Consider the following 26,217-nt stretch of genomic DNA (forward strand, 5'->3'; position numbering starts at 1 on the left):
GTTGTATACGACCCCGACCGCGCGCGTGTTGACCGGAGCCCCGGAGTCCGCAAGCCGGGGGCGGCCAGTGACGAAATGCCGGGTAACGGTCGTTCACTCGTACCGGACCGAAGTGCGCGGAACGATTCCACCGACAGCGCTGCCGGGCTACGCTCGAGGTCCGCCACGGTTTGGGGAGGGATGATGGTGTCCGGCCCGGAGCTCCCGGTCACCGTCCCGCTGCTGGAGCGCGAGACTGAACTCGCTGCCGCCGCACGCGCCGTCGACGCGCTCTGCGCCGACGTGCCTGCCGGTGGAGTTCTCGTCTGCAGTGGTGAGGCGGGCCTGGGCAAGACCGCGTTGCTGGCCGAGGTCCGGCGACTCGCCGCCGGACGGTGCACCGTGTGGTCCGCGCGCGCCGGCGAGACCGTCACCTCCGTCCCCTTCCATGTCGTACGGCAACTCCTGCAGCCCGCACTCGCGCTGCCCGGCGCGGTGGACGCCAGGGACCTGCTCGGTGACGGCTACGACATCATCGGCCCCGCGCTCGGCGTGGCGCCGGCCGGTGGGAGGGCCGACCCCCAGGGTGTCCGGGACGGCCTGGACGCCCTGCTCCTGCGCCTGGCGACCGTGCACCGGCCGCTGGTCCTGCTCGTCGACGACGCCCACTGGGCCGACCTGGAGACCCTCGGCTGGCTGGCGTCCTTCGTCCAGCGCGACGACCTTCCCGTGCTCGTCGTCATCGCGTACCGCACCGAGGAACCCACCGGTGACACCGCGGAGTTCATCCGGGCGATGGAGGCCGTCGCCCGGCAGTGCGTCACCCTGCGGGCGCTCAGCGCCGAGGCGGTGGCGAGCCTCGCACGCGCCGCCCTGGGCGAGCACGCGGACGATCCGTTCTGCCGTGAGGTGTGGGCGGTCACCGGCGGCAACCTGTACGAGACCGTGGAGCTCGTCGCCAAGGTGAGCGACGAACGCCTGGACCCGGTCGAGGGCTCCGCGGGCGCCCTGCGCGCCCTCGGTGCCGCCGCCCGCGGCACCGGCCTGATCGCCCGGCTCGAAGAACTGGGCACCGACACCACCAGGTTCGCCTGGGCCGCCGCCATCCTCGGCACGGAGATCTCGCTGGACCTGGCCGCGTCGCTCGCCGGCCTCGCCGGTGCCCGGGCCGCCGACTGCGCCGAACGGCTGCGCACGGCCCGCATTCTCACCGGTACGGACCCGATGGAGTTCGTCCACCCGCTCATCGCGGGCGCCGTCTACCGCGCCATTCCGCCCGCCACCCGCACGGCCATGCACGGCCTGGCCGCCTGGGCGGTCACCCGGGCGGGCCGGGGCGCGGCGGCTGCCGCGAGGCACCTCCTCGAAGTCCACCCGGACGACGACCCGGAGCTGGTCGCCCAGCTCCGCGAGGCCGCCTCCGAGCACCTCGCCGTCGGCGCTCCGGACGCCGCCAGGCGCTGTCTGGAGCGCGCCCTCGAAGAGCCTCCGCTGCCGGAAGAACATGCCAAGGTGCTGTACGAACTGGGCTGCGCCACGCTGCTGACCTCGCCCGCCACCACCGTGGGCCACCTGCGGACGGCCCTGGGCATGCCGGGCCTGGACGCCGGTCAGCGTGTGGACGCGGTCTTCCGGCTGTCCCAGGCGCTCACGCACAACAACCAGACGCGGGAAGCGGCCCAGGTCGTGGCCGCCGAGGTCGCCAGGACCGGCCCCGGCCCCGCCAGGATGCGTCTCCAGGCCGTGCACTTCCTGTGGGAGGGCGTACAGGCGGCCGAGGACGACGGCCCAGGACGCTCCCGGCGCCTCGCCGAGATGACCGAAAATCTCCAGGGCCGCGACAACTCCGAACGCGTGCTGCTCATACTGAGAGCCTTCGACGGCACCGCACGCGGGGAGAACGCGGAGGAGATCGTCCAGATCTGCGACCGCGCCCTGCTCGACGGCATGCTCGCACCGGGCCTCGGCTGGACCAACACCGCCTGGGGTTTCGAGCCCCCCGGCGCTGCTCGGCCTCACGTACGCCTTCGCGGACCGGCTCGACCAGGCCGAGAGCCTCTTCGACGAGGCACTGCGCGCCTTCGAGATCTCCGGCTGGAGCGGCGGCCATCTGGCCTTCGCCAACGCCCTCGTCGGCTACCTCCAGCGCAGGCGCGGCCGGCTCGCCCAGGCCGAGATGTGTCTGCGCGAGAGTCTGCGCCTCGCCGAGCGCGTCGGCAACGGCCTGCCGATGCACTGGGACGCCGCCTGCATGCTCATCGACACGCTGCTCGCGCGGGGCAGGGTCGACGCCGCCCAGGAGGCGGCCGAACGCCACGCTTTCGCTCCGCCGTACCCGTCGTCGATCGTCATTCCCGACGCCCAGTGCGTACGCGGAAGGCTGCTGCTCGCACAGGGCCGCACCAAGGAAGCCGTCGCCGAACTCGAAGCGGCGGGAGAGGCGTTGACCTCGCGCGGTCGGCACAACGGTGTCATGGCGCCCTGGGCGAGCGATCTCGCCCGCGCGGTGGCCGCCGACGACCCCGACCGCGCCGCCGCCCTCGCCGCCTACGTACGGGACCGCGCGGAGCGCTTCGGTACGGACACCGCCATCGGCGAGTCACTGCGCTGTGCGGCGGCCCTGGAGGAGGGAGAACGGGCAGTGGAGCTGCTCGCCAAGGCGGTCGCCTGCCTCGAAGGGTCACCCTGTGCGTACGAGCACGCCGTGGCGCGGGTCGAGTACGGCATCGCCGCGCGGTCCGCGGGCGAGCTGAGCCGCGGCCTGGTCCTCGCCGAGAAGTGCAGCGCCGACGGACTGGTGAAGCGTGCCCGGGAGGCGCTGCGTTCGCTCTGAGGAGCACCCAGGACCGTTGCCCGGGTCAGCGGTCCAGCTCGTTGTGCGCGCTCTCGGGAAGCCGGAAGTACACCGCCGTGGACACCAGGCACAGCGCGGCGACGTACCACGGGAACAGTCCGGGCCGGCCCAGCTCCTTGAACAGCGTGCCCACATAGGGCGCCGTACCGCCGAAGAGCGCGACCGTGAGGGAGTACGGGAAACCGATGCCGGCCGCGCGGACCCTGGCCGGGAAGATCTCCGCGTTGACCGCCGCCGAGATCGACGTGAAGCCGGTGAGCAGGACCATTCCCGCGCACTGCACGAGCAGGAGCGACGTGAAGGAACCGTTGACGGCGCGCAGCAGGGGCACGCTCAGCAGCGCGAAGCCGATGCCGAAGAACAGCAGCAGCGGCTTGCGGCCGTAACGGTCGGACAGCAGCCCGCCGACCGGCTGGAGCAGCGCGAAGAAGGCCAGTGAGATGGTGCCCGCGAGCAGCGCGTCGGACTTCGCGATGCCCGCGTTCAGTTCGGCGTACGTCGGCAGATAGGACGTCCAGGTGTAGTACGCGATGGTGCCGCCCGCCGTGATGCCGCAGATCAGCAGCGACTGGCGCGGGTGGTGCCGCAGGGCGTCGAAGAGACCGGGGCGCGGCTTGTGCGCGTGCTCGGTGGCGAGGGTCTCCTGGGCTCCGCGCCGGATCCAGAACCCGACGAGACTCAGGGCCGCTCCCACGACGAACGGAACGCGCCACCCCCACCCCTCCATCGCCCCTTCGCTGAGGCCCGCCACGAGCGCGGCGGCGATCCCGGACGCGGCGAGCTGGCCCGTGGTCGTGGAGACGTACTGGAAGCTGGAGAAGAGACCGCGCCTGCCCGGCCCGGCGGACTCGACGAGGAACGTGGTCGAGGCCGCGAACTCGCCGCCGACGGACAGTCCCTGGAGCAGGCGCGCGGTGACCAGCACCACAGGAGCGAGGACACCCGCGGAGGCGTACGTCGGGGTCAGACCGACCAGCAGGCTGCTGCCGCCCATCAGGAGGATGGTGAGGGTGAGCGCGGCACGACGCCCGTGCCGGTCCGCGACGGCGCCCATCAGCAGGCCGCCGACCGGCCGCATGAAGAAGCCGACGGCGAAGACGGCGAAGGTGGAGAGCAGGGGGACGAGGGAATTGCCGGAGCCCTTGGGGAATATCTGCCCGGCGATATAGGTCGCGAGGAAGGTGTACGCGTACCAGTCGTACCACTCGACGGCGTTGCCGACGGAGGCCGCGAACAGCTGCCGGACGGGGCGCCGCGCAGGGGCGAGGGTCTGTGCCATGATCACGACCCTCCCCCCGCGCGAACGGCCTCAACCGCCGGTCCGTCAACGCCTCGGACAGCGCAGGCTCTTCAGGTCGACGGTGTCCGCCATCGTGCGCATCCCGAGATCGTTGGGGTGGAGGTGATCGCCGCTGTTGTACGCCGGAAGAAGCCGGGACGGCGCGGCCGGGTCCATGACCGCCCGGTCGAAATCGACGACGGCGTCGAACGCGCCGCTGCCGCGGATGAAGGCATTGACCTCCTGCCGTACGGCCTCTCCGGCCGGCGTCCACTCCCGCCAGCCCTCGTACGGCATGACCGTCGCCCCGACGACGCACACGCCCGCGGCGTGCGACCTGTCGATGATCTGCCGGTAACCGGCGACCAGTTCGGCGGCTGTCGGCGCCGGGACGCCCTTGATGTCGTTGACCCCTTCGAGCAGCACCACGGTGCGCACGCCGTGCTGCGAGAGCACGTCCCGGTCGAGCCGCTTCAGCGCGCTCTCGCCGGAACCGTCCTTGAGGACCTTGTTGCCCGAGATCCCCTCGTTGGCGACGCCCTTGACGCGCGAGCCGGGATCGGCGTCCAGTCTGCGGGCCAGGAAATCCGGCCAGCGGCGGTTGGTGTCGCGGGTGGAGATCGCGCCGTCGGTGATCGAGTCGCCGAGCGTCGCCACGGCGCCCGTGCCGCGCCGGGCGCCCACGGTGACGGCGTCGAGGTAGAACCACGAGGTGATCCGCCGGGTGAAGGGCGTGGCGGAGTCGTCGGCGGCGTGGTCGCCGACGGGCGCGATGTACGACGTCTGCAGGGCCATCTTGTGACCCGTCGCGGCGCCGCCCGCGCTGCGTACGTACAGGCTGACGGCCAGGTCGGACCGTGGCCGCACCGTGCCGGGCAGCGGGTCGCTGTAGACCGAGCCGCCGGGCGGCACGGTCACCGAGGGCGATCCGGCGAAGGTCAGCGGCCGGTTGGTGCCCGGCACCAGCGCGGCGCCGGTGGCCCGCAGTCCGGCGTACGCGCGGCCGAAGGTCACCGGCTGGGTGCCGAAGGCGTTGGAGAGCCGGATCCGCAGCCCGCTGCCGCCCGCGCTGGTGTGCACGACGAGCCGGTACGTGCGCTCCGGGGCGGCGCCGGCGGTGGACAGCCGGTCCGTGCTGGCGGCCCAGGTGACGACGGACGTTCTGCCCGGCTCGGTGGGCGCGGGCGAGGGCGTGGGCCGTGCGGTGGAGGGCGGTCCGGCGGCGAGAACCGTTCCGATCGCGACGGCGACGGCGGTCAGGGCGTGCAGGGCGTGCAGGGCGTGTCTGCGTAACGTGGGTCTGTTCATGGCGCGGAGATTCCTCCCCTGAGCATGGGCATGCGCATGGACATGCCAGTCCGGCACTCAGGGAATTGACTCGCGGCACGGCATGCGCTGTCCAGGGTGCGAAGCGCGAACAGTCTCTTGCGCGGAGGTGGTCAGGACCCCTGATGCGGCACAGTGGACCACGCCGGAGCGGTGCCCGCGACCCGGCAGACCATCAGGTAGAGCGGAATCGGCGGCGTGTACGGTGCGCCGCCCTCCGGCGTGTGGATCAGGCGCGGACGTGTCGCGGGTACGTACGCTCCGGGAACGTAACGGGCGGGCTGCGGCCACATGAGCCCGAGGTCCGACTCGGCAGGCACGAGCCACCACCACCAGTCGGCGTCGGCGAAGACGCATCCGGGCCGGGACAGGTGGGCCATCATCCGGAACCCGTGCCGCGCGGGAAGCCCCACGGCGTCGCAGCCGAGCGGTGTGGAAAGACCCGGCGGCACGGGCAGGCGCACCCGTCCGGTGTTCCGCCCGCCGTTCCGTTCGCCGCCCTGCTCGCCGTTGTACTCGCCGTTGTGCGCGCCGTGCTGCGGGCCCTTCTGGGGGCCGCCGTACGCACGGCTCTGCGCGCCCGCCTCGTGGCGACGCGCGCGCGACAGCCGGCCGGCCGGCAGGCTGGTCATCACGGACCTCAGCAAGGAAGCTCCGCCCAGACGATGCGCCCCGGACCGTCCGTCGCATCGCGCGTTCCCCAGAAGCTGCTCAGGGTGTCGACGAGCTGCAGCCCGCGCCCGTGTTCCTCGTCGCCGGCCTGACGCAGCCGCGGCCCGGTGGGCTCCAGCCCCTGGTCCTTCACGGCGACACGCAGGCGACCGTCGCTGTCGCGCAGTTCACACACGACCTGCTCGCTCGCGGTGTGCAGTACGGCATTGGTGAACAGTTCGGAGACGATCAGAGCCGCCGTGTCACAGGTGTCCTCGTCGACGCCCCACCGCGCGAGCTGTTGCCCGGTCAGATGCCGTGCCGAGGACACAAATTCAGCGCGGGCGGGCAATTCGAACCCGTACCGGCGTACGGCCGTTCCCCGGCAGCGGTCCATGAGCTGGGGGACGAGCGCAGTGCCTGGTGCCACGAGCGTTTCCTCACGGTGGGGGGCAGCGCCGGCAACTGCCTCCCTCCGGTGGCAGCGCACGGCATCCGCGTGAACTGGTTCACCGCGCAACTCTCCACCCCAACGCGGCACTTGGCAAGGGCCACTATGAAAATTGCAGAGTGTCGCTTCTTTGACTGCAACCGCGTGGCACACTGCTCGCAACAGCCACGGGGAGGTCTGAAGTGAGTGAACCGCGGTCCGCCCCGACAGTGGGCCAGGTCGTTCTCGGGAAGCGCCTGCTGGAACTGCGCGAAAGGGCAGGCATGACGCGCGAAGCGGCCGCCAGGGTGCTCCGCGTCACCCCGGCCACCATCCGCAGGATGGAGACGGCCGAGGTCGGGCTGAAAATCCCTTACGTGCAGCTCCTGCTGCAGGCGTACGGGCATTCCCCGCAGGACATCGATTCCTTCGTCGAGCTGGCCGAGGAGGCGAACAGGCCCGGCTGGTGGCAGCGGTTCCACGGCACCCTGCCCGACTGGTTCAGCATGTACGTCAGCCTGGAGGGCGCCGCGTCGCTCATCAGGGCGTACGAGCCGCAGTTCGTCCCGGGCCTCCTGCAGACCGAGAGCTACGCCCGCGCCATCCTGCGCGGCGGAGCCGTCGGGCAGGCCGGCCCCGGTGCCGCCGACGCCATCGAGCGGCATGTGGCCCTGCGCATGGAGCGTCAGAGCCTCCTCACCCGCGCCGACGCCCCGAAGCTGTGGGTCGTCATGGACGAGACGGTGCTGCGCCGGCCGGTCGGCAGGCCGGATGTGCTGGGGGAGCAGATCGACCGCCTCCTGGAGGCCGTCGAAATGCCCAATGTCACCTTGCAGATCGCCGAGTTCGCCACGGGACACCATCCCGGCACCTACGGCCCGTTCGTCCTCTTCCGCTTCGCCGTACCGGAACTGCCGGACATGGTCTACAGCGAGTACCTGACCGGCGCGGTCTATCTCGACGCGCGCCCCGAGGTGGCTGCCTACCTCGAAGTCATGGACCGCATGGCGGCTCAGGCCGCGACTGCACAACGCACAAAGGAGATCCTCAGGAATCTCCGCAAGGAGCTGTGAGATGGACCGGATATACAACGGCATGCCCGCCAACGACCTGCCCGCGGAGGGCTGGTACAAGCCGTGGAGCGGCGGCAACGGCGGCAACTGCGTCGAAGCCATGAAGCTGGCCGACGGCAGGGTCGCCGTCCGCCAGTCCGCCGACCCCGAGGGCCCCGCGCTGATCTACACCCCTGGCGAGATCGCCGCGTTCATCCAGGGAGCGAAGGCCGGCCAGGCCGACTTCCTGCTCACCTGATCCGCCACACTTCCCACCGTTCACCGTTCACCACTCACCCCCGCTGACCACGGAGCGCCGTATGACTGGGCAAGACCACACTGCCGTCGAGATCGACACCAGCAAGCCGCACCCCGCGCGCATGTACGACTGGTTCCTGGGCGGCAAGGACAACTACCCGGTCGACGAGGAGATGGCACGCCAGCTCCTCACCCTCGACTCGCGGGGCCGTGACATGGCGCGGGTCAACCGGGCGTTCATGCACCGTGCCACTCGCTGGCTCGCGGAGAACGGCGTACGTCAGTTCCTCGACATCGGTACGGGCATACCGACCGAGCCGAACCTGCACCAGATCGCTCAGCGGACCACCCCCGAGGCGCGCATCGTCTACTGCGACAACGACCCGATCGTGCTCGCCCACGCGGAGGCGCTGCTGCGCTCCACGCCGCAGGGCGCCACCGAGTACATCCAGGCGGACGCCCGCGAACCCGACCTCATCCTGGAGCGGGCGGGCAAGACGCTCGACTTCACGAAGCCGGTCGCGCTGTCGCTTGTCGCGCTGCTGCACTTCGTGGGTGACGAGGACGGTGCGCACGCGCTGGTGAACCGCCTCATGGACCGGCTGGCGTCCGGCAGTTACCTGGTCCTGTCCCACGTCACCGGGGACTTCGACCCGGCGGGCGCGGCGAAGGCGTCGGAGCTGTACGCCGCCAAGGGGCTCACCCTGCGGCCGCGTTCCCGCGCGGAGTTCGCCGAGTTCTTCAACGACTTCGAGCTCGTCGAGCCGGGCGTCTCGCTGGCCGCAGACTGGCGACCGGAGCTCGGAGAAGTGGTCCCGGTCGCGGGCGACGACCCGATCCCCGGGTACGCGGGTGTGGCCCGCAAGGTCTGAACCGGGCCGGACACAGGGTGAAACCACCCCGTTCAGACGGCCGTACGGGCGACCTGGGCGTCCAGGGCGGCGAGGAGCCAGTCGTGGGCGGCCCCGGCGGTCGGTTCCGGCGGGCCGGACGGCGGGGTGGTCACTTCGGCGGTGAGCTGCCAGTAGAGGTCGATACGGGGGTCCGCGGCGAGCTGGCCGCCGAGCCGGCGGCGGAACGCGGGAGTGTCACGCGTGCCGTGTGAGCGGGCGTACGCGGAGACGAAGCAGTCGAGTGCCTCGCCCTCGTGCGGTGCCCGCTGTGCCCGCAGGTGCGGCGCCGCCAGCGCGAACGCCTCACCGAGACCGTCGTAGAGCACGGCCGGGCGGTAGCCCTTGTCGGGCCGGTGCGCCTCGGGCTGGCCGCGATCGCCGCCGGGGCAGTCGCCGGAGACGAAGGCGTGCAGCCGGGTGAAGGCCAGTACCTGGGCCGAGGTCGGATCCACCGGCGGCTGTGGGACTGCCTGTTCGATGACCGCGGCGGCCACCCGGGCCGGAAGCCGCGGGGGCAGCCAGCGCCGCCAGAAGCGCGCCAGCGCGGCTGTGCTGGGCGGGGCGGCCACGGCGCCGATCAGGCGCAGCCGCTCGGCGCGTTCCTCGGGGGCGCAGTCCCGGAGCAACTGGAGGGCGGCTTCCCGCCAGCGCAGGGCGGCCAGCCGCGAGCCGACCTCCCGCAGCTGCCCCGCGACGACGTCCTCCAGCGCGTCCTCCCGGTCGAGGATCCGGCCCACCTCGGGGACCGGCAGGCCGAGGTTGCGCAGGGAGCGGATCGTACGCAGCCGGTCCAGTGCGCCGGGGCCGTACCGGCGGTGGCCGCCGGCGCTGCGGACGGCCTCGGGCAGCAGGCCGCGGTCGGAGTAGAAGCGGACGGTCTTGACGGTGACGCCCGCATGCTCGGCGAGCTCTCCGATACTCCACATGCCGTCAGGGGACAAGGCTTGAACCTCCCTCAGGGGGAGCTCCTACCGTACCGGCGAGCGCGGACGGCCAATGCGGCCGATCCCCTGACCAAGGCTTACGAGGCCTACGAGGCGTGCGAGGAGATGTTGATGACGGCATTCATACTGGTTTCGGAGACCCACACCGGCGGCTGGATATGGCGGGAGGTGGCCGCCCGGCTGCGGGAGTCGGGGGCCGAGGTGTATCCGGTGACGCTCACCGGCATGGGGGAGCACCGCCACCTGGCGGGACCCGGCACGGATCTGGAGACGCATATCCAGGATGTGGTGCAGCTGATCGACCATGTGGACGCGCCACAGGTGGTGATGGCCGGTCATGGTTACGGCATCCACCCGGTGCTCGGCGCTGCCGACCGGCGCCCGGAGCGGATCGCCCGGATCGTCCACCTGGACGCGGGCCTGCCCCAGGACGGCGACCCGGCGCTCAAGCTCGTGCCCGACCAGGCGGTCCGCGACCGGCTGCTGCACCGGTCCGGGGAGGACGCCGGGCAGGCCGCAGGGCAGGCCGGGGACGATTGGCGCGTCCCCCCGCCGCCGCTCGACGAGTGGCAGCGCTGGGGCAGCCTCGCGGGCGTCCCCGCAGACGCGCTCGCACGGCTGACCCGTCTCGCCGCACCGCAGCCGGTGGGCACGCTCACCCAGCCACTGCGGCTGTCCGGGGCGGGCTCCGAGCTGCCGGTGACCGGCGTCCTGTGCACCGCCAACGGGCCGGGCATCGCCATGGTCGAGCTCCAGGTGGGACTCGGGGACCCCCGCCTCCAGGCGCTCACCGACCCCCGGGTGAGTTTCTTCGAACTCGACACCGGACACTGGCCGATGCTCTCCACCCCCGGCGAACTGGCCGACGTACTGCTCCGGGCCGCCGCGGGAGAAGGCCACCGACTGTCCCCGACGGTGGGCGAACAGCCCGCACACCTCCGGCCCTTCCTCATGGACGTACCGGAACGGCCCCGGGAGAGGGTGGGAAACGTCGATCTCCACCTGCCTGATGCCGAACAACCCTGGCCGGCGGTGGTGTTCGTCCATGGCGGCCCTGTCCCCGCCGGTGTGCGGCCGACCCCGCGTGACTGGCCGGCCCTTGTCGGCTACGGCCAGTACGTGGCCGGTCTGGGAGCGGTCGGTGTGACGCTGGATCACCGGCTGCACGACCTGTCCGACTACGGGCGCGCTGCCGAGGATGTCGCCGAAGCGGTCGAGCTCGTACGAGCCGATCCGCGCGTCGACGGGGACCGCGTCGCGCTGTGGTACTTCTCCGGTGGCGGACCGCTGTCGGCCGACTGGCTCGCGGCGCCCCCGCCCTGGCTGCGGTGCGTGGCGGCGACCTATCCCATACTCGCGCCGCTGCCGAGCTGGGGCCCTGCCACTTCCCGGTTCCGTCCCGCGACCGCGGTGCGTACCGCGGGACACCTGCCGATCGTACTGACCCGGGTGGGGCTCGAACTCCCGGAGATAGCGGCGACGGTCGAGGAGTTCCTGACCGCCGCCAAGGACTGCGAGGCCAATGTCGAGGTGGTCGACGTACCGCTGGGCCACCACGGTTTCGAGACGATCGACCACACCGGCCAGACACGCCACGCCGTGCAGCACGCGGTCCGGTCCGTGCTGAGGCACTTGCGGAGCTGAAGGGCCCCTGAGCAGCGGCTCTTGCCTCGCGGGTGTGGTGGCGCCGAGTTCACAGCTTGCCGGTGACGACTCCGCGCCAGGTCCACCCCGCGCCCAGGACGGTGTCCTGTAGGGGGTTCTTCAGGTCAGAGCTGTCGAAGGTGAACGTCTCGGTCGCTTCGAGACCGCCGTCTTCGCCGCGGCCGAGCGTCCAGCTCTTGGAGACCGTATGTACCTGGCCGCGTTGGGCCTCGGCCGCGAGGGCGAGCCTGGGGGTGTCGCCGGCCCACGTGACCTCGTACTGCTGGTCGAGGGAACGGACTTCGTTCTTCTCCGGGACCAGGCGCATACGGACCTGGAACACCCGGCTCACCTGGTTGCGGACGAAGAAGGTCTGCCAGGCCGGGTCCAGGATGCGCCACTCGGCCACCAGGTCGGCGCCCTCCTCTCGGCCGTCCCTGATGACGTACGGGACATCAGGGCGATTGAGGCCGAGCAGAGCCGCGTGGACCTCAGCCGCGGACCGAGGGGCGACACCGTCGGCGGGGCGCTTGGTTCCGGTGAGCTTGTCGAAGAGTCCCATGAGATCCACCTATGAAGAGTCGGTTTGCCGGTGCGAGGTGCCGCTTCGGAGGAGCCGCTACGAAGCCGCGCCGGTGTCCGGGCGGACTGTGCGCACGAAGCACTGGAAGTCGTCCAGACGTCGGGGTGCTGGGACGCGGTGGCCGTCAGAACCAGGCGGACCACCGCCCGCTCGCGCGTCTCGCGGCGTCCGGTGACCTCGACCGACGCGCCGGCCCGGCGCTGGCGCTCCACGGACTCGTGGGCGATCCTGGGCAGCGTCGCCGCGTCCGGACGGCAGTCGCCGTCGATCGTGATGTTCGCGGCGTTCAGCCGAAGTCACTCGACAGACTAACGCCCAGTGAGGTCGTCGAGTACCGACGTGACCCGGGCCCACGTGGCCAAGTCGCGTTCCATCGGCGGGACTTCCGTGCCGGAACCGGCGCCCCATCCGGCGGCGACCGCCACCGCGTCCTGCCCGCTCGCCGCCCCCGCGGCGAGGGCCGCCGCGCCGAGGGCGACCAGTTCGGTGGTCTTGGGGATCAGGAGCGGGCGGCCGGAGAGGCGGCGTACGGTCTCCACCCAGGTGCGTCCCCGCGCCCCGCCCCCGATCAGGCGCAGCGGGCGCGAGGCGACCCGGGAGTCGGCGGGGTCGAGGCCGCAGGCGCGCAGTACCTCGTCGAGGGCCCGCAGGACGGTCACGGCCGCGCCCTCGTAGGCGGCGCCCAGGAGTTGCTGCGGCGTGGTGTCGTGGCGCAGGCCGGTCAGGAGGCCGGAGGCGGCGGGGAGGTCGGGAGTGCGTTCGCCGTCGAGGTACGGGAGGAGCACGGCCTCGCCGCCCGGAGCGGCGTCGTCGCGGTCCAGGCCGAGGAGGGCCGCGACTTTGTCGACGGCGAGGGTGCAGTTCAAGGTGCAGGCGAGCGGCAGGTAACCGCCGTCGGCGGCGGCGAAACCGGCCAGCGCGGGCGACGCCGGCCGGGTGCGGGTCGCCGCGAACACCGTGCCGGAGGTGCCCAGGCTGAGCACCGGATGGTCCAGCAGCCCGGCGCCGCCGAGGCCGAGCCCCACCGCCGCGGCCATGTTGTCGCCCGTACCCGCCGCGACGGCGATCCCGGCGGGCAGGCCGAGCCGCTCGGCCGCCGCGCGCGTGAGGGAACCGATGCGGGTGGCGCCGGTCGGGGCCACGGTCGGCAGCAGCTTCTCGTCCAGGCCGACCAGGCCGAGGAGTTCCGCGTCGTACGCACCGGTGGCGGTGGAGTACCAGCAGGTGCCCGAGGCGTCGCCGGGGTCGGTCGCCGCCACCCCGGCCAGCCGTTCCGTGAGGAAGTCGTGGGGCAGGCGTACGGCGGCGGCGGACTCGGCGGCGTACGGCTCGTTCTCGCGCAACCACTGCCACTTCGCGGCCGTCATGGAGGCGACCGGGACCGATCCCGTACGTGCCGTCCACGCCGCGGGGCCGCCGAGCGCCGCGGTGAGGGCGGCGGCCTGCGGAGCGGAACGGGTGTCGTTCCACAGCAGGGCGGGACGCAGCGGCCGCCCCGCGCCGTCGAGTACGACCAGGCCGTGCTGCTGGCCCGCGACCGCGATGCCGCTGACGGCGGACGCCCGTACCCCCGACTCCCGCAGTCCGGCGGCGACCGCCTCGCCCAGCGCCTGCCACCACCCCTGCGGATCGCTCTCGCGCGCACCCGCCTCGCCGGTGACCTCGTGCGGCGCGCGCCCGACGGCCAGCAGCCGGCCGGTCGCGGCGTCGACGAACGCCGCCTTCGTGGACTGCGTGGAACTGTCCACCCCGATGACGACGGTGCTCGGCGGCATGGGACCCCTCGTTTCCTCGGTTCGCTTCTGTGGGACAGATTGGTCGTGCAGTATTAGTCATGTCAACAAACAAATGGAGGCCGGTCACATGAGTCGCATGACGGAGCGCTTCACCCCCACCCCGGACGACAAGTTCACCTTCGGTCTGTGGACCGTCGGCTGGCAGGGCGTCGATCCCTTCGGTACGGCGACCCGCCCGGCCCTGGACCCGGTCGAGTCCGTCCAGCGCCTCGCCGCCCTCGGCGCCCACGGCGTCACCTTCCACGACGACGACCTCATCCCCTTCGGCTCCTCGGACGCCGAGCGGGAGGCGTGCGTCAAGCGGTTCCGCCAGGCGCTGGACGCCACCGGCATGAAGGTGCCGATGGCGACCACCAACCTCTTCACCCACCCCGTCTTCAAGGACGGCGCCTTCACCGCCAACGACCGCGACGTACGCCGCTACGCCCTGCGCAAGACCATCCGCAACATCGACCTCGCCGTGGAACTGGGGGCCACCACCTACGTCGCCTGGGGCGGCCGCGAGGGGGCGGAGTCCGGGGCCGCGAAGGACGTGCGCGTCGCCCTCGACCGGATGAAGGAAGCCTTCGACCTCCTCGGCGCGTACGTCACCGAGCAGGGCTACGACCTGCGCTTCGCCATCGAACCCAAGCCCAACGAGCCGCGCGGCGACATCCTCCTGCCCACCATCGGCCACGCCCTCGCGTTCATCGAGCGCCTGGAACGCCCCGAACTGGTCGGCGTGAACCCCGAGACCGGCCACGAGCAGATGGCCGGCCTCAACTTCCCGCACGGCATCGCCCAGGCCCTGTGGGCGGGCAAGCTCTTCCACATCGACCTCAACGGCCAGACCGGCATCAAGTACGACCAGGACTTCCGCTTCGGCGCCGGCGACCTGCGCCAGGCCTTCTGGCTTGTCGACCTGCTGGAGACGGCCGGTTACGAAGGGCCCCGCCACTTCGACTTCAAGCCCGTACGTACGGATGGCACCGACGGCGTATGGGCCTCCGCCGCCGGCTGTATGCGCAACTACCTCATCCTCAAGGAGCGGGCCGCCGCCTTCCGCGCCGACCCGGCGGTCCAGGACGCGCTGCGTGCCTCCCGCCTCGACGACCTCGCCCGCCCCACCGCCGCCGACGGCCTCGCGGCGCTGCTCGCCGACCGTGGCGCGTACGAGGAGTTCGACGTCACGGCGGCAGCCGAACGGAGCATGGCCTTCGAGGTGCTCGATCAACTGGCGCTCGACCACCTGCTGGGCGTACGCCAATAGCGGGGGCCGGCCCCGGTTCGTCAGTACGCCGCCGGGTCCGCCAGTACGTCCCGTACGACCAGCGCCGCCGCGCCGCGCGCCGCGTCCCCCGTCAGGGACGAGGCGCGCAGCCGGCCGCTGTCGCCCGGCCACAGGCCGGACACCACCCGGCGCTCCATCTCCCGCTCGGCGGGAGGCGACAGCCACGGCATCAGCGTCCGGTAGATCCCGCCCAGCACCACCGCGTCCGGATCGAAGAGATTCACCGCCCCGGACAGGACGAGCCCCAGCATGGCCCCGGCCTGCCGGATCGCCGCGACGGCCCGCGCGTCGTCCGCACGCGCCCGGGACTCCAGCTCCGCCACGCCCGGCAGCCCGGCGTTCTCGTCGATGCCCGCCGCCCGCAGCACCGCCCGCTGGCCGGCGTACTGCTCCAGACAGCCCCGCGAGCCGCAGCGGCACTCGGGCCCCTCCGGGTCCACCACCACATGCCCGATCTCCCCGGCGAAACCGTGCGCGCCGCGCAGCAGTTCGCCGCCCAGGACCAGCGCGCCGCCGACGCCGATCTCGCCGCTCAGGTAGAGGAACGTACGCTCCCGGCCGAGGCCGCCGAACCACAGCTCGGCCAGCGCCGCCAGATTCGCCTCGTTGTCCGAACCGACCGGCAGCGTCCCTGGCCCCGGCAGCAGTTCCGCCAGCGCCCGTGCGAAGAGTTCCTGGGCCGCGACGCCGTTCCACCCCAGGTTGGGCGCCTGGCGGACCGTACCGCCGGAGACCAGACCGGGCAGCGCCAGCTGTACGCCGACAGGCCGCAGGCCGAACCCGGCCGCCGACTCCAGCGCCCGCGACGTGATCGCGGCGGCGCGCGCCAGGACTTCGCCCGGCCGGGCGCCACGGTTGTCGGTGTGCTCGGTGAGCCGTACCCGGTCGTCGCCCGACAGGTCGGTCACGCACACCGCCACGTAGTCGACGTTGACCTCGACACCCAGCCCCGCCACGCCCGTACGTGCCACCTTCAGGACGGTGCCGGGCCGCCCCGCCTGCCCGCTGAACGTCTTTCCCGACTCGGTGACGAAACCGCTGTCCAGCAACTGCTCGACCAGCGAGGAGACGGCGGCCCGCGTCAGCCCCACCCGGGCCGCGACCCCGGCGCGGGTCGCCTCGCCCCCGTCGTGGACGGCGCGCAGCACGAGGCTCAGGTTGTGCCTGCGCACGGTGTCCTTGTCGGCCTTCGGTTCCAGGCGCGGGGGGTTGCTTCTCATGGCACCGAGAGCCTAAGCGAAGCCGTTCGGCGCCCGGACGTACGGCCGGGGCGCCGGTTACTCGCGAGGAACGGCGAGGTTGCTCTAAGGTGAGCGCTTCGATTCGACAGCACCTGCGGATCCCATGGGTGAACCGGGCTTTGCTGTGTCAATCGAAGGAAGTCCTGCCAATCCAGGACGCAATGTTAGCTCAGGGCGACGTGGTGTCGGCAACTCCGCCAGACGTCGGCTTCCGTACGAGCCGATCCGCCCTCCCCCTCCTGTCACCCGGGACCCGACGGCGGCGGTCCTCTCTCATTCACCTACCTCGCGCGAAGGCAAGGCAGAGATGGCACGAGTCTCCCGAAAGTCCGCCCGACAGTCCGCCCGGAACGTCACCCGGCAGCCGGTCCACCCGGTGGACCACATGCTCCCGCTACCCAAGCTCACCCTCTACGGCTTCCAGCACGTCCTCGCGTTCTACGCGGCAGCCGTGATCGTCCCGATCCTCCTCGGCAACGCCATGGGCCTGTCCGGGCAGGAGCTCGTCTACCTGATCAACGCGGACCTGCTGACCTGCGGTGTCGCCTCGATCATCCAGGCCCTCGGCGTCTGGAAGATCGGCGCCAGGCTGCCTCTGGTCCAGGGCGTCACCTTCACCGCCGTCTCTCCCATGATCGCCATCGGCCTGGGGGCGGGCGGCGGCACCGCCGGACTGCTCGTCGTCTACGGCGCGGTGATCACGGCGGGCATAGCGACGTTCCTCTTCGCACCGTTCTTCAGCAAGCTGGTGAAGTACTTCCCACCGGTCGTCATCGGCACGATTCTCACCATCATCGGCCTCACTCTCATCCCGGTGGGCCTCCAGGACGCGGCAGGCGGCTCGCACTTGATGGGCGACCCCGCCTACGGCGATCCGAAGAACCTCGCGTACGCGCTCGGCACCCTCCTCTTCATCCTGGCGATGGTCCGGGTCGGCAAGCCGTTCCTGAGCAGTCTCGCCGTGCTGCTGGGGCTGGTCGGCGGTACGGCCGTCGCCTGGCTCCTCGGCGACGCGCACTTCGGCGCGGTGGCGCAGGCGGACTGGTTCGGGGTCAGCACACCGTTCCACTACGGCATGCCGAAGTTCGAGCTCCTTCCGATCATCGCCATGACCGTCGTCATGCTGATCACGATGGTGGAGACCACGGGCGACGTGTACGCCATCGGGGAGATCACCCGGAAGAAGGTCGACGGGGACACCGTCGCCAGGGCGCTGCGTGCCGATGGTGCCGCGACCGTTCTCGGAGGCGTCCTCAACTCGTTCCCGTACGTGGCGTTCGCCGAGAACATCGGTCTGGTGCGGATGTCCAAGGTCATGAGCCGGTACGTCGTCGTCGCGGCCGGAGTCTTCATGATTGTCCTGGGGCTGCTGCCGAAGGCGGGCAGTCTGGTCGCCGCGATTCCCCATCCGGTGCTCGGCGGTGCGGCGATCTCGATGTTCGGCATGGTCGCCGCCGTCGGCATCCAGATCCTGGGCAAGGTGGACCTGCGCGAGGAGCGCAACGCACTGATCCTGGCCGTGAGTCTCGGCGCCGCGCTGCTGCCCACCACGGTTCCGTCGTTCTTCGACCGGATGCCGGACGACGTACAGGCGGTCCTCGACAGCGGGATCACGCTGGGCGGCCTCACCGCCATCACGCTGAATCTGTTCTTCAACGTCTTCACGCGCCGCAGGGTCATGGAGATCGACTGGGACGACATGGAGGAGCCGGACGGCTCGGCGGAGCCCTGCATCGGCGCCACTGCCCGCTGAGCGGCGCGCCATCGGTTGCGGCCGGGAGGGCTGTCCAGGCCCTCGCCGGCCCCAACCGGCGTACGGGCGTACGGGGCGTACCGGCGTACGGCGCAGGGGTCAGCGGCCCACCGTGTCGAACGGCGGTACGTCGCCCGCCTCGCCGATCAGCTCCCAGAAGTGGTCGACCAGCCGGCGCAGATACGCGGCACGTTCGGCCGCGATCTCCTTGAGCCGGGCGTCGTCGTTGCGCGCCACCAAGTGCCCCATGTAGCGCTCGGAGAACGCGGCGAACTCCGTGTGCATCGTGCGCAGCGCATCGCCCACCAGGGTCTCGTCGACACAGACGATCTCCGCCACCGGGCCGACATGCGCCTTCCACCGCCCCTCGATGGCCGACCGCAGATGCTCGGCCAGCTCGTCGACCCGGCCCATGATCCCGATCAGCTTCCGCAGCGAGAGCCCCAGGGCGTCCACCAGAGCCCTGGTCTGGCGCGGATCCCCGTCCCACCGCTGAGCCGCCTCGGCAGCGCGGTAGTCGGCCGCGTCCATGCCGATCCTGTACGCCAGCCGCTCCACGCTCAGCAGCCGGGCCAGCCGGTGCTCGGCGAGGGTCCGCGGTTCGATGCCCATCAGCGTGGTGGAGGTGCACCACAGGACATCGGCCAGCGCGAAGAGCTGCGGCTCCGACGGCACATGGGTGCCCTGCTCCCAGGCGGCGATCAGGTCGGGGTGGGTGGGGGCACCGCATGCCGCCATGGAGTGCGCGACCTGAGTCGTGGTCAGGCCCATCCGGGCGCGCGCGGCTCTGGCTTCTGCGGGGGAGAACGGAATGCTGTACACGGACGAGACACCTCGCTGCACCCGGCGGGCGTTGGGCGCTTGGGGGAGACGGACGGGTGGACGAACATCCAGGAGCGGGCAGATTAACAGAACATCCAGTGGTACGAACCCCTGGCTGCCCTTGGATACGAAGGCACACGAAGGCGTGGGCCTCCCGGCCGTCACCTCGGGGATCAAGAGCGTTCCCCGCACCGCACCGCGCCCGCCCTAACCCTCGTCGTCCCCCGCCCCCGGCGGGATCAGCGTTGCGCGGAACGACTTTGCCGGGCCGGCGTTGCCCGCCGAATCGATCGTGCGGTACTCGACCGTGTGCGAGCCGTACTCCGGTGTCGCGTCGTCCCACGGCACGACACGCGGCATGCCGAGCTTGCCGTAGACCAGGTCGTCGATGACCGTGCCGCCCGGGGTGAACCGGAACGGTGCGTTCGCGTCCGTCGGCCAGCCGAAGTACGTGTACCAGCCGTCGCCGTCGACCCGGAACTGCGTGACGACGTAACCCGCCTGATCGTCGCGGGCCGTCAGCTTCATCGTGAACGGACCGTCATAGACGTACTCCACCGGCTTCCCCGGCCGCCGCACCGTGCGCACCGGATCGGACAGCTCGTACGCCGCCTTCGCGGGCGCCGCGTCGACGTTCCACGTCAGCGTCCGGTCCGTACCGGCGATACGCGCCTTCAGGGTGTGGCTGCCGCCGCGCAGCGCCAGCGCGCCCAGGTCGAGGTCGCGGTCGTTGCCGGGGTTGTGGACCGGCCGCCCGTCCAGCGTCCACCGCACCTGTGGGGCGCGGCCCGTGGGATGCGTGGTGTCGGCGTACACCACCGATTCGGCACCTACCGGGGAGGCAGTGCCGGTGTGGCCGGTGAACTCCACCGGGATGGAGGACGGTTCGGTCGTGAGAGACGGGTCCACCGTCCACGTGACGGTGCGCGTCAGCGCCGCAGAGGCGCGGATCTCCGGGTCCCGTACGAAAGGAGTCGGGTCGAAGACCGTCGCCGTGAGGGTGTGGCGCCGCCCCTCGGAGAGACCGAGGCGCCGCAGGTCCAGGCTGCGCCTGCCCTCCGTGCCGTCCACCTTCCGCCCGTCCAGCCGCCACACCGTGACGAGTTCCCCTCCCACCGGATGCAGCGTGTCGACCCACACCGTATGGTCGTCCCCGATCGCCGCGCTGTTCGCGGTGTGGCCCTCCACCAGGTTCACCTTGGCGGAGATGGCCTGCGTCATCACCTCCCGCTCCACCTGGTCGAAGGCGTAACCGAGCGTCTTCATCATCGAGTGCCTGCTCGGCCGCCAGACCCCCTTCGTCTGGTACATGCCGCCCTCGTGGCGCCCGATGACGCCGCCGGCGTCGCTGCGTTCGCCCAGCCAGCGCCACCACTTCCGCTGCTCGGAGCGCATCTGCTCCTCGGTGAGCAGCGTGTGGTGCGCGGAGGCCGGCTCGCCGCCCTCGTACGTACCGCCGGGGACGCCGCGCGCGTAGTAGTCGTACTCGTCCTGGAGCTTGCCCAGCGAGTGGCCGATCTCGTGCGGGGTGATGAGCGAGGACAGTGCGTTGCCGCCGGACGCGGTCGCGAAGGTGCCGCCCGCACCACCGTACGTCGCGCTGTTGGCGAGGCCGACGATCTGCCGGTTGGAACTCTTCGAACCGGGGATCAGGTCGGCCAGAGCCGTCGCCGCCGCCGAGTCGATCGACAACAGCCGCTGCACACTGGCCGGGTTGCAGCCACCCCAGAAGCCCATGTCCAGGGGGGTGTCACGGCGCGGCGCGTCCAGGCCGGGATCGCAGTCGACGCCCGACTCGGCGGACGGCACTTCCACCGCCCAGACGTTGATGTACGAACGGTAGGAGGCGAACGGTTCCATGCTCCACAGCACATTGACGTGCTTGTCGACATCGGTACGGAAGCCGGCCATGTCTCCGGCGGTGTAGCCGTCACCGAGGACGACGAGATTGAAGCGCTTGTCGGCCGGGCCCGTCTGCTGGACCGGTACCACCTTGGCGTTCACGGTCACCGGGTGCGGCGCCCCCGTCGCCGCCGAGGCCGACGGTGTGGTGCCGATGGCGCAGGCGGCGAGGAGTGCCCCCGCCACCGCGAGAAGCGCGGGTCTGTTCAGAAGTCTCATGGTGGTGCACCCTCCGTCTGCCGTACGACTGGTGATCACGCGGTGGCGGGGAGCGTACGGGTGCGGTCAACGCCCGGTAAAGGGGCCGGTGTTGCCCGTGGCGGAAACTGTGAGCCGGGTCGGCGCCGTCGCCACCGGTTCCGGCAGGCGCAGGCCGGGTCCGCCGGGCGTGACCGAGCCGAGGACGCTCGGGCGGCGGGCGCCGGTGCACGAAGGGACCGTACCGGGCAGGCCGTGGGCGGTCAGCCAGCCCAGAACGGCGAAGGCGTACGCCTCCTTGGCGGCCGACGGCAGCCCGAGCTCGTCCGACGTCCGCAGTGGTACGCCGCCGAGCTCCTCGCGCAGCAACGCCATCAGGACCGGATTGCGCGTGCCACCGCCGGACGCGATCACCTCCGTCGCGCCGAAGGGCCGGACGGCGTCGGCCACCGTCCGCGCGGTGAGCCGGGTCAGCGTGGCGACGACATCCTCGGCGGGCAGGGGCCCGAAACCGGCGAGCGCGGCGCGCAGATAGGGCAGGTGGAACAGCTCCTTGCCCGTTGTCTTCGGCGCGGGCTTCGCGTAGTACGGCTCGTCCAGCAGCCGCCGCAGCAGCGGGCGATGGACGCTGCCACGCGCGGCGAGCGCGCCGTCCACGTCCATGGAGTACGCCGCGCCGCCGCCCGCGGACTCCGCCACCGCCGCGTCGATCAGCGCGTTGGCGGGCCCCGTGTCGAAGGCCAGCGGCTCGCCCGAACCACCGTCGGCCACCGTGACATTCGCGATGCCCCCGAGATTCAGCGCCACCGGGACACCCGGCCGCCCGCGCAGCCACAGGACATCGACGAGGCTCACCAGCGGCGCGCCCTGGCCCCCGGCGGCCACATCGCGCGTACGGAAGCCCGATACGACCGCGCGGCCCGTCGCCTCGGCGATCCAGGCCGGCTCACCGATCTGGAGCGTGCCGTGCACCCGGCCGTCCTCGGCCCAGTGGTAGACGGTCTGTCCGTGCGAGGCGATCAAGTCGGCACGCCCACCGCACAGTTCACGGTCGGCCCGGACAGCGGCGTCGGCGAAGGCCTGCCCGATGCGGGTGTCGAGCCGGCACACGGCGGCGAGTGTTGTCCCGGCGGGCGGCAGCGCCTCGGCCAGCGCCGCCCGCAGACCGTCGTCGTACCCCGCGCTGATCAGGCCCAGCGGCGTGAGCACCAGAGTGTCCCCGTCGAGGGTGAGGTCGGCGGCAGCGGCGTCGATGGCGTCGTGCGACGTGCCGGACATCAGGCCGATGACCCGCATGCCGCTCACCGCAGCGCCCGCTTGTGGTCGTCGCCGCGCAGCGTCAGCAGCGCCAGGACGCTCACCGCGCAGGTCGCCGCCGCGTAATAGGCGGGGATGTCGACGTCACCGGTCCGCTTGACGACTTCGGTGATGATGAGCCCCGCGCAGCCCGAGAACACGGCGTTGGACAGCGCGTACGCCAGGCCGAGTCCCGTATAGCGCACCGTGGTCGGGAACATCTCGGCCAGCATCGCGGGCCCCGGCCCGGCCATCAGCCCGACGGCGGCCCCGGCGCCGAAGAGCGCCGCCCCTTTCGCGTACGCCGACTGGCCCGGGTCCTGCACCAGATTCAGCAGCGGCAGCGCGAGCACGGCGACCAGCAGCGCCCCGGTCAGCATCACGGTCCGCCGCCCGATCCGGTCACTGACCATGCCCGCCGGCAGGATCGACGCCGCGAACCCCAGGTTGGCGAGGACCGTGGCGACGAGTGCCTGCTGGAACGTCGCGTTCAGCGTGCTCTGGAGGTACGAGGGGAGTACGACCAGGAAGGTGTAACCGGCCGCCGACCAGCCCATGAGCCGCCCGGCGGCCAGCGCGACGGCCGTGACCGTCTCCCCGGCGGGCGGCGGCTGCACGGGCTCGCTCCGCTCGACGACGGCCGACGCGAAGGCCGGCGTCTCGTCCAGGCGCAGCCGCAGCCACAGCGCGACGAGCCCGAGCGGCAGCGTCAGCAGGAAGGGCACCCGCCAGCCCCATCCGTTCAGTTGCGACTCGGTCAGTACGGTCGCGAGGAGCGCCGCCATGCCCGCGCCCGCGAGCAGACCGAGCGCCACCGTGAACGACTGCCACGCCCCGTACCGCCCCCGCCGGCCCGGCGGCGCGAACTCCGTCATGACCGACACCGCGCCGCCGAACTCCCCGCCCGCCGAAAGGCCTTGCAGGATCCGCAGCAGCGTCAGCAGCCACGGGGCGGCCGCGCCGATGGAGGCGTACGTCGGCAGCACACCGATCAGCGCCGTCGCGCCGGTCATCAGACAGATCACCAGGATGAGCGCCGGCCGGCGGCCGATCCGGTCACCGAGCCGCCCGAACACCGCCGCCCCGACGGGCCGGAAGAAGAACGCCAGGGCGAAGGACGCGTACGTCTTGATGAGCCCCTCTACGTCGCTGCCGCCCTCAGGGGTGAAGAAGTGCGCGGCGATGATCGTGGCGAAGTAGCCGTAGACGCCGAACTCGTACCACTCGATGAAGTTGCCGACGGACCCCGCCACCAGTGCCCGGCGCGAGCGGACCGGCCGGGCTGCCACCGGAGGGGGGACCGGACCAGGGGCGGATGTGGTCATGGGGCAAGGGTGCTGACCGGGCAGCCGCACCACAAGTCCCGTGCGCCACCTGCCGTACGTCCCACCCCTGTCCGGCGGCAGGCCCCGCCCCGCCGGAGCGGGACAGGGCCGCCTGTCCGTTGCCCGCCGCGCGCTCAGACGCCCGGCGGAACCCGCGAGGGCCGGCCGGAGCCGCGCGTCATGTTGTACCCGGCGATGGCCGCGGCCGCCCCCAGGACGCCCCCGCCCACCGTCCAGAGCCAGCGCGACGACCACCAGCCCGACGAGAACGACTCCCCGGCCGCCTCGGCCACCTCCGCGTCGGACGCGCCCGGCACCAGCGGAACCGACAGCGCGCCGTCCACCGCCCGCGAACCGCCCGCGTCCTTCGTCGTCGCCACGACCTCCGCGCCCACCGGCAGGCCGAGGTCCTCCTGCGGCAGGTCGACGACCGTCAGCCGTACGTAGTAGCTCCCCGGCAGTGGGTCGTCGGCCCACGGCTCCGCCCAGGCCCTGACCGTACGCAGCGTGCAGGACACCGTGACGGAGGCGGCGTCCCGCGGGGCCGCCCTGGCCTGGCTGCCGTGGACGCAGGCCTGGCGCCGGCGCAGCCCGTCGTAGACATCGAGCTGCCAGGTGGCCGCGCCGTGCCGGGCGGCGGCCTCCGGCAGCTTCACCGTGGCCCGCACCGTGGCGGTACGCCCGGCGTCGGCGTCGAAGACCCAGTACAGGTAGTCACCGGTGGACGCACCGGCCGTGGCCCGCTGGTCCTGCCGGATCTTCGTCGCCGTACGGAAGGTGGTGCCCGCCTCGGTCGGCGCGGCCTCCTCCTCGCCGTCCCGGCTCGCGCCCGGCGAGGGCGTCGAGTCCGCGAGGACGGGAGCGGCCGTACCGAAGAGCGCGGCGCCCGCCAGCACGACACCGCTCAGCACACGTGTCGTCGTACGCATCAGTTGGTCCTCCATACGGCGAAGCGCCAGCGTGAGATCCAGCCCCACAGGAGACCGGCGAGCAGGCCGGTCAGGGCGAGTACGCCGAGCAGCCACCACCCGTGCCCGAGCCCGAAGGACGCGACATCCGACGCCTCGTCGGGGCCGTCCACCACGTCGATGGTCAGCTCGACGGGCAGGCCCGGCGTCGTCTTGACGGACGCGGGAGCGGAGAAGGAGTTGCTGACCTGGAGACATACGGTCTCCGCCGCCGGCTTCACCTCGTCGGCGGTGTCGTCGTCCAGGGGGGCCTTGGGGTAGCGCAGGCCGGTCGAGATCACGTCCGTACGGCCGTCACCCGCCTCCGAGCCGCGCACGATCTCCCTGCCGTGCGTGGTCACCGCCCGCAGGAGTACGCCGTAGTCGCGGTCGACGGCGCGGTCGGCGCCGACGCTGACGGAGGCCCGCAGTTCCTGGCCGGGCAGTACGTCGACCCGGTACCAGCGGTGCTCGGAGAACTTCTCGCGGTCGGTGTAGAGACCGGCCTTGAGCCGCGGCGCGTCCACGCACCGGTCCGCACCCTCGGTCGCCACCGGGGTGACGACGGGGTCGGCGGCGCGGTCCACCAACTGCTTGACGCGGCCGGAGAGTTCGTCGGTGTGCTGTACGGCGGTGTACGTGCCGCCGGTGGCCTCGGCGATGCACGTCAGCTGCTGGCGGATCTTGGCGTTGGGGACCAGGCCGAGCGTATCGACGACCAGGTGGGTGCCCTTCGCCGCGATCTCGCGTGCGACCTCGCACGGGTCGAGCGGGCCGCAGGTGTCCTCGCCGTCGGTGATGAGCACGATCCTGCGGGTGCCGTCACCGCCTTCGAGGTCCTTGGCCGCGCCGAGGAGGGCGGGGCCGATGGGCGTCCAGCCGGTCGGTGCGAGCGTGGCGACGGCGGTCTTCGCCTCGGTCCTGTCCAGCGGGCCGACCGGGTACAGCTGCCTGGTGTCCTTGCAGCCGGTCTTGCGGTTGTCGCCGGGGTAGTCGGCGCCGAGGGTGCGTATGCCGAGCAGCACCTCGTCCGGCACGGCGTCCAGTACGTCGTTGAACGCCTGCTTGGCGGCGGCCATCCGGGACTGGCCGTCGATGTCCCTGGCCCGCATGGAACCGCTGACGTCGAGGACGAGTTCAACCTTGGGGGAGTCGCGCGAGTCCGGTTCGCCGGCGGCGGCGGGGCCGGCCGGGACGAGCCCGGCGGCCAGGGCCACGAGCAGGCCGAGCGCGCCGGCCGCCCGCCGTTTTCTTGTGATCATCGCCGGATCCTATTGAAGATCACCTCCGGTCCCCAAACGCCGGACGGGCCGGTTGTTGTCAGAGCGCGTGCCCCGTCGTCGCGTCCACGTGGGCCGGGACCGGGTCGTGGCTGTCGCCCACCGTGGACGTGCCGGTCGGCTCGAACACGAGAATCGACGCGCCGCCCGCCGACGACGGCTTGTGCCAGGTGCCGCGCGGGACGACGTACACCGAGCCGGTGGGCAGCACCACAGCCCGCTCCGCACCCTCCGCGCCGCCGTCGCGCAGCGCGATCGTCAGCTCGCCGCCGAGTACCTGGAAGAACTCGTCGGTGTCCTCGTGGACGTGCCAGACGTGCTCGCCCGCGACCTTGGCCACGCGTACGTCGTAGTCGTTGACGCGGGTCACGATGCGCGGGCTCCACAGCGCGTCGAAGGAGCCGAGGGCGTCGGCGAGCGCGATGGGTTCCTGCTGCTTGTGCAGTTCGTTCGTAGCCATGGCCTGATCGTCGTCCCTGGCGCCGCGCTCCCTG

The 26,217-nt window shown here is 71.9% G+C and carries 21 protein-coding genes and 1 pseudogene; 7 read left to right on the plus strand and 15 right to left on the minus strand.

What is annotated here, in order from left to right; all coding sequences use genetic code 11:
* Positions 1-180: 180 nt before the first annotated feature.
* Positions 181-2,812: pseudogene (locus tag J7E91_RS11325) on the plus strand (AAA family ATPase).
* 25 nt (positions 2,813-2,837) lie between these two features.
* Here J7E91_RS11325 and J7E91_RS11330 read toward each other — a convergent pair.
* From J7E91_RS11330 to J7E91_RS11345, 4 genes are all read right to left on the minus strand, one after another.
* The gene (locus J7E91_RS11330) at positions 2,838-4,112 is read right to left on the minus strand and encodes an MFS transporter (RefSeq protein ID WP_214901537.1); all 1,275 of its coding nucleotides are present in this window, start codon (positions 4,110-4,112) and stop codon (positions 2,838-2,840) included.
* Positions 4,113-4,157: 45 nt separating this feature from the next.
* A complete protein-coding gene (locus J7E91_RS11335) occupies positions 4,158-5,420 on the minus strand; it encodes an SGNH/GDSL hydrolase family protein (protein ID WP_214901539.1) in 1,263 nt (420 codons plus the stop codon).
* A 131-nt stretch (positions 5,421-5,551) separates the two neighbouring features.
* Positions 5,552-6,070 carry a hypothetical protein gene (locus tag J7E91_RS11340; protein ID WP_251015518.1) on the minus strand — a complete coding sequence of 173 codons (519 nt, stop codon included), beginning with the start codon at positions 6,068-6,070 and terminating at the stop codon, positions 5,552-5,554.
* A gap of 8 nt (positions 6,071-6,078) precedes the next feature.
* A complete protein-coding gene (locus J7E91_RS11345) occupies positions 6,079-6,519 on the minus strand; it encodes an ATP-binding protein (protein WP_214901541.1) in 441 nt (146 codons plus the stop codon).
* A gap of 203 nt (positions 6,520-6,722) precedes the next feature.
* On the opposite strand from J7E91_RS11345, the gene J7E91_RS11350 reads away from it, so the two are divergent.
* From J7E91_RS11350 to J7E91_RS11360, 3 genes are all read left to right on the plus strand, one after another.
* Positions 6,723-7,592: a helix-turn-helix transcriptional regulator gene (locus J7E91_RS11350; protein ID WP_214901543.1), complete on the plus strand. Its 870-nt coding sequence runs from the start codon at positions 6,723-6,725 to the stop codon at positions 7,590-7,592.
* 1 nt (position 7,593) lies between these two features.
* Positions 7,594-7,830 carry a DUF397 domain-containing protein gene (locus J7E91_RS11355; RefSeq protein WP_214901545.1) on the plus strand — a complete coding sequence of 79 codons (237 nt, stop codon included), beginning with the start codon at positions 7,594-7,596 and terminating at the stop codon, positions 7,828-7,830.
* Between the two features lie 61 nt (positions 7,831-7,891).
* Positions 7,892-8,701 carry an SAM-dependent methyltransferase gene (locus tag J7E91_RS11360; protein ID WP_214901547.1) on the plus strand — a complete coding sequence of 270 codons (810 nt, stop codon included), beginning with the start codon at positions 7,892-7,894 and terminating at the stop codon, positions 8,699-8,701.
* A 32-nt stretch (positions 8,702-8,733) separates the two neighbouring features.
* On the opposite strand, the gene J7E91_RS11365 is transcribed toward J7E91_RS11360, so the two are convergent.
* The gene (locus tag J7E91_RS11365; protein WP_214901548.1) at positions 8,734-9,648 is read right to left on the minus strand and encodes a MerR family transcriptional regulator; all 915 of its coding nucleotides are present in this window, start codon (positions 9,646-9,648) and stop codon (positions 8,734-8,736) included.
* 129 nt (positions 9,649-9,777) lie between these two features.
* On the opposite strand from J7E91_RS11365, the gene J7E91_RS11370 reads away from it, so the two are divergent.
* A complete protein-coding gene (locus tag J7E91_RS11370; RefSeq protein ID WP_214901550.1) occupies positions 9,778-11,310 on the plus strand; it encodes an alpha/beta fold hydrolase in 1,533 nt (510 codons plus the stop codon).
* Between the two features lie 49 nt (positions 11,311-11,359).
* Here the strand turns inward: J7E91_RS11370 and J7E91_RS11375 are convergent, their stop codons facing one another.
* Together J7E91_RS11375 and xylB are read right to left on the minus strand one after the other, a co-directional pair.
* Positions 11,360-11,872, minus strand: coding sequence for a hypothetical protein (locus J7E91_RS11375; RefSeq protein WP_214901552.1), 513 nt, complete (start codon positions 11,870-11,872; stop codon positions 11,360-11,362).
* Positions 11,873-12,201: 329 nt separating this feature from the next.
* Positions 12,202-13,668 carry a xylulokinase gene (gene xylB / locus J7E91_RS11380; RefSeq protein WP_214901554.1) on the minus strand — a complete coding sequence of 489 codons (1,467 nt, stop codon included), beginning with the start codon at positions 13,666-13,668 and terminating at the stop codon, positions 12,202-12,204.
* 97 nt (positions 13,669-13,765) lie between these two features.
* Here xylB and xylA point away from each other — a divergent pair, with 97 nt between their 5' ends.
* Positions 13,766-14,938: a xylose isomerase gene (gene xylA / locus J7E91_RS11385; RefSeq protein ID WP_214901710.1), complete on the plus strand. Its 1,173-nt coding sequence runs from the start codon at positions 13,766-13,768 to the stop codon at positions 14,936-14,938.
* Between the two features lie 20 nt (positions 14,939-14,958).
* Here xylA and J7E91_RS11390 read toward each other — a convergent pair whose 3' ends face one another.
* On the minus strand, positions 14,959-16,179 hold the full coding sequence (locus tag J7E91_RS11390; protein ID WP_214901556.1) for an ROK family transcriptional regulator: 1,221 nt from the start codon (positions 16,177-16,179) through the stop codon (positions 14,959-14,961).
* Between the two features lie 328 nt (positions 16,180-16,507).
* On the opposite strand from J7E91_RS11390, the gene J7E91_RS11395 reads away from it, so the two are divergent.
* Complete coding sequence (locus J7E91_RS11395; RefSeq protein ID WP_214901558.1) at positions 16,508-17,953, plus strand: nucleobase:cation symporter-2 family protein; 1,446 nt, start codon at positions 16,508-16,510, stop codon at positions 17,951-17,953.
* A gap of 99 nt (positions 17,954-18,052) precedes the next feature.
* Here J7E91_RS11395 and J7E91_RS11400 read toward each other — a convergent pair whose 3' ends face one another.
* From J7E91_RS11400 to J7E91_RS11430, 7 genes are all read right to left on the minus strand, one after another.
* Positions 18,053-18,775, minus strand: a complete 723-nt coding sequence (locus J7E91_RS11400) for a transcriptional regulator (protein WP_308376373.1) — start codon at positions 18,773-18,775, stop codon at positions 18,053-18,055.
* A gap of 207 nt (positions 18,776-18,982) precedes the next feature.
* Positions 18,983-20,896 carry a M64 family metallopeptidase gene (locus J7E91_RS11405; protein ID WP_214901560.1) on the minus strand — a complete coding sequence of 638 codons (1,914 nt, stop codon included), beginning with the start codon at positions 20,894-20,896 and terminating at the stop codon, positions 18,983-18,985.
* Between the two features lie 66 nt (positions 20,897-20,962).
* A complete protein-coding gene (locus J7E91_RS11410; protein WP_214901562.1) occupies positions 20,963-22,171 on the minus strand; it encodes an anhydro-N-acetylmuramic acid kinase in 1,209 nt (402 codons plus the stop codon).
* A 5-nt stretch (positions 22,172-22,176) separates the two neighbouring features.
* Positions 22,177-23,496, minus strand: coding sequence for an MFS transporter (locus J7E91_RS11415; RefSeq protein ID WP_214901564.1), 1,320 nt, complete (start codon positions 23,494-23,496; stop codon positions 22,177-22,179).
* Between the two features lie 134 nt (positions 23,497-23,630).
* Positions 23,631-24,425, minus strand: a complete 795-nt coding sequence (locus J7E91_RS11420) for a hypothetical protein (RefSeq protein ID WP_214901566.1) — start codon at positions 24,423-24,425, stop codon at positions 23,631-23,633.
* A complete protein-coding gene (locus tag J7E91_RS11425) occupies positions 24,425-25,705 on the minus strand; it encodes a VWA domain-containing protein (RefSeq protein ID WP_214901568.1) in 1,281 nt (426 codons plus the stop codon). The genes J7E91_RS11420 and J7E91_RS11425 overlap by 1 nt, the downstream gene beginning before the upstream one ends.
* 58 nt (positions 25,706-25,763) lie before the next feature.
* The gene (locus J7E91_RS11430) at positions 25,764-26,183 is read right to left on the minus strand and encodes a cupin domain-containing protein (RefSeq protein WP_214901570.1); all 420 of its coding nucleotides are present in this window, start codon (positions 26,181-26,183) and stop codon (positions 25,764-25,766) included.
* Positions 26,184-26,217 lie beyond the last annotated feature (34 nt).

This window comes from Streptomyces sp. ISL-99, assembly GCF_018614005.1.
Lineage (GTDB): Bacteria > Actinomycetota > Actinomycetes > Streptomycetales > Streptomycetaceae > Streptomyces > Streptomyces flavidovirens.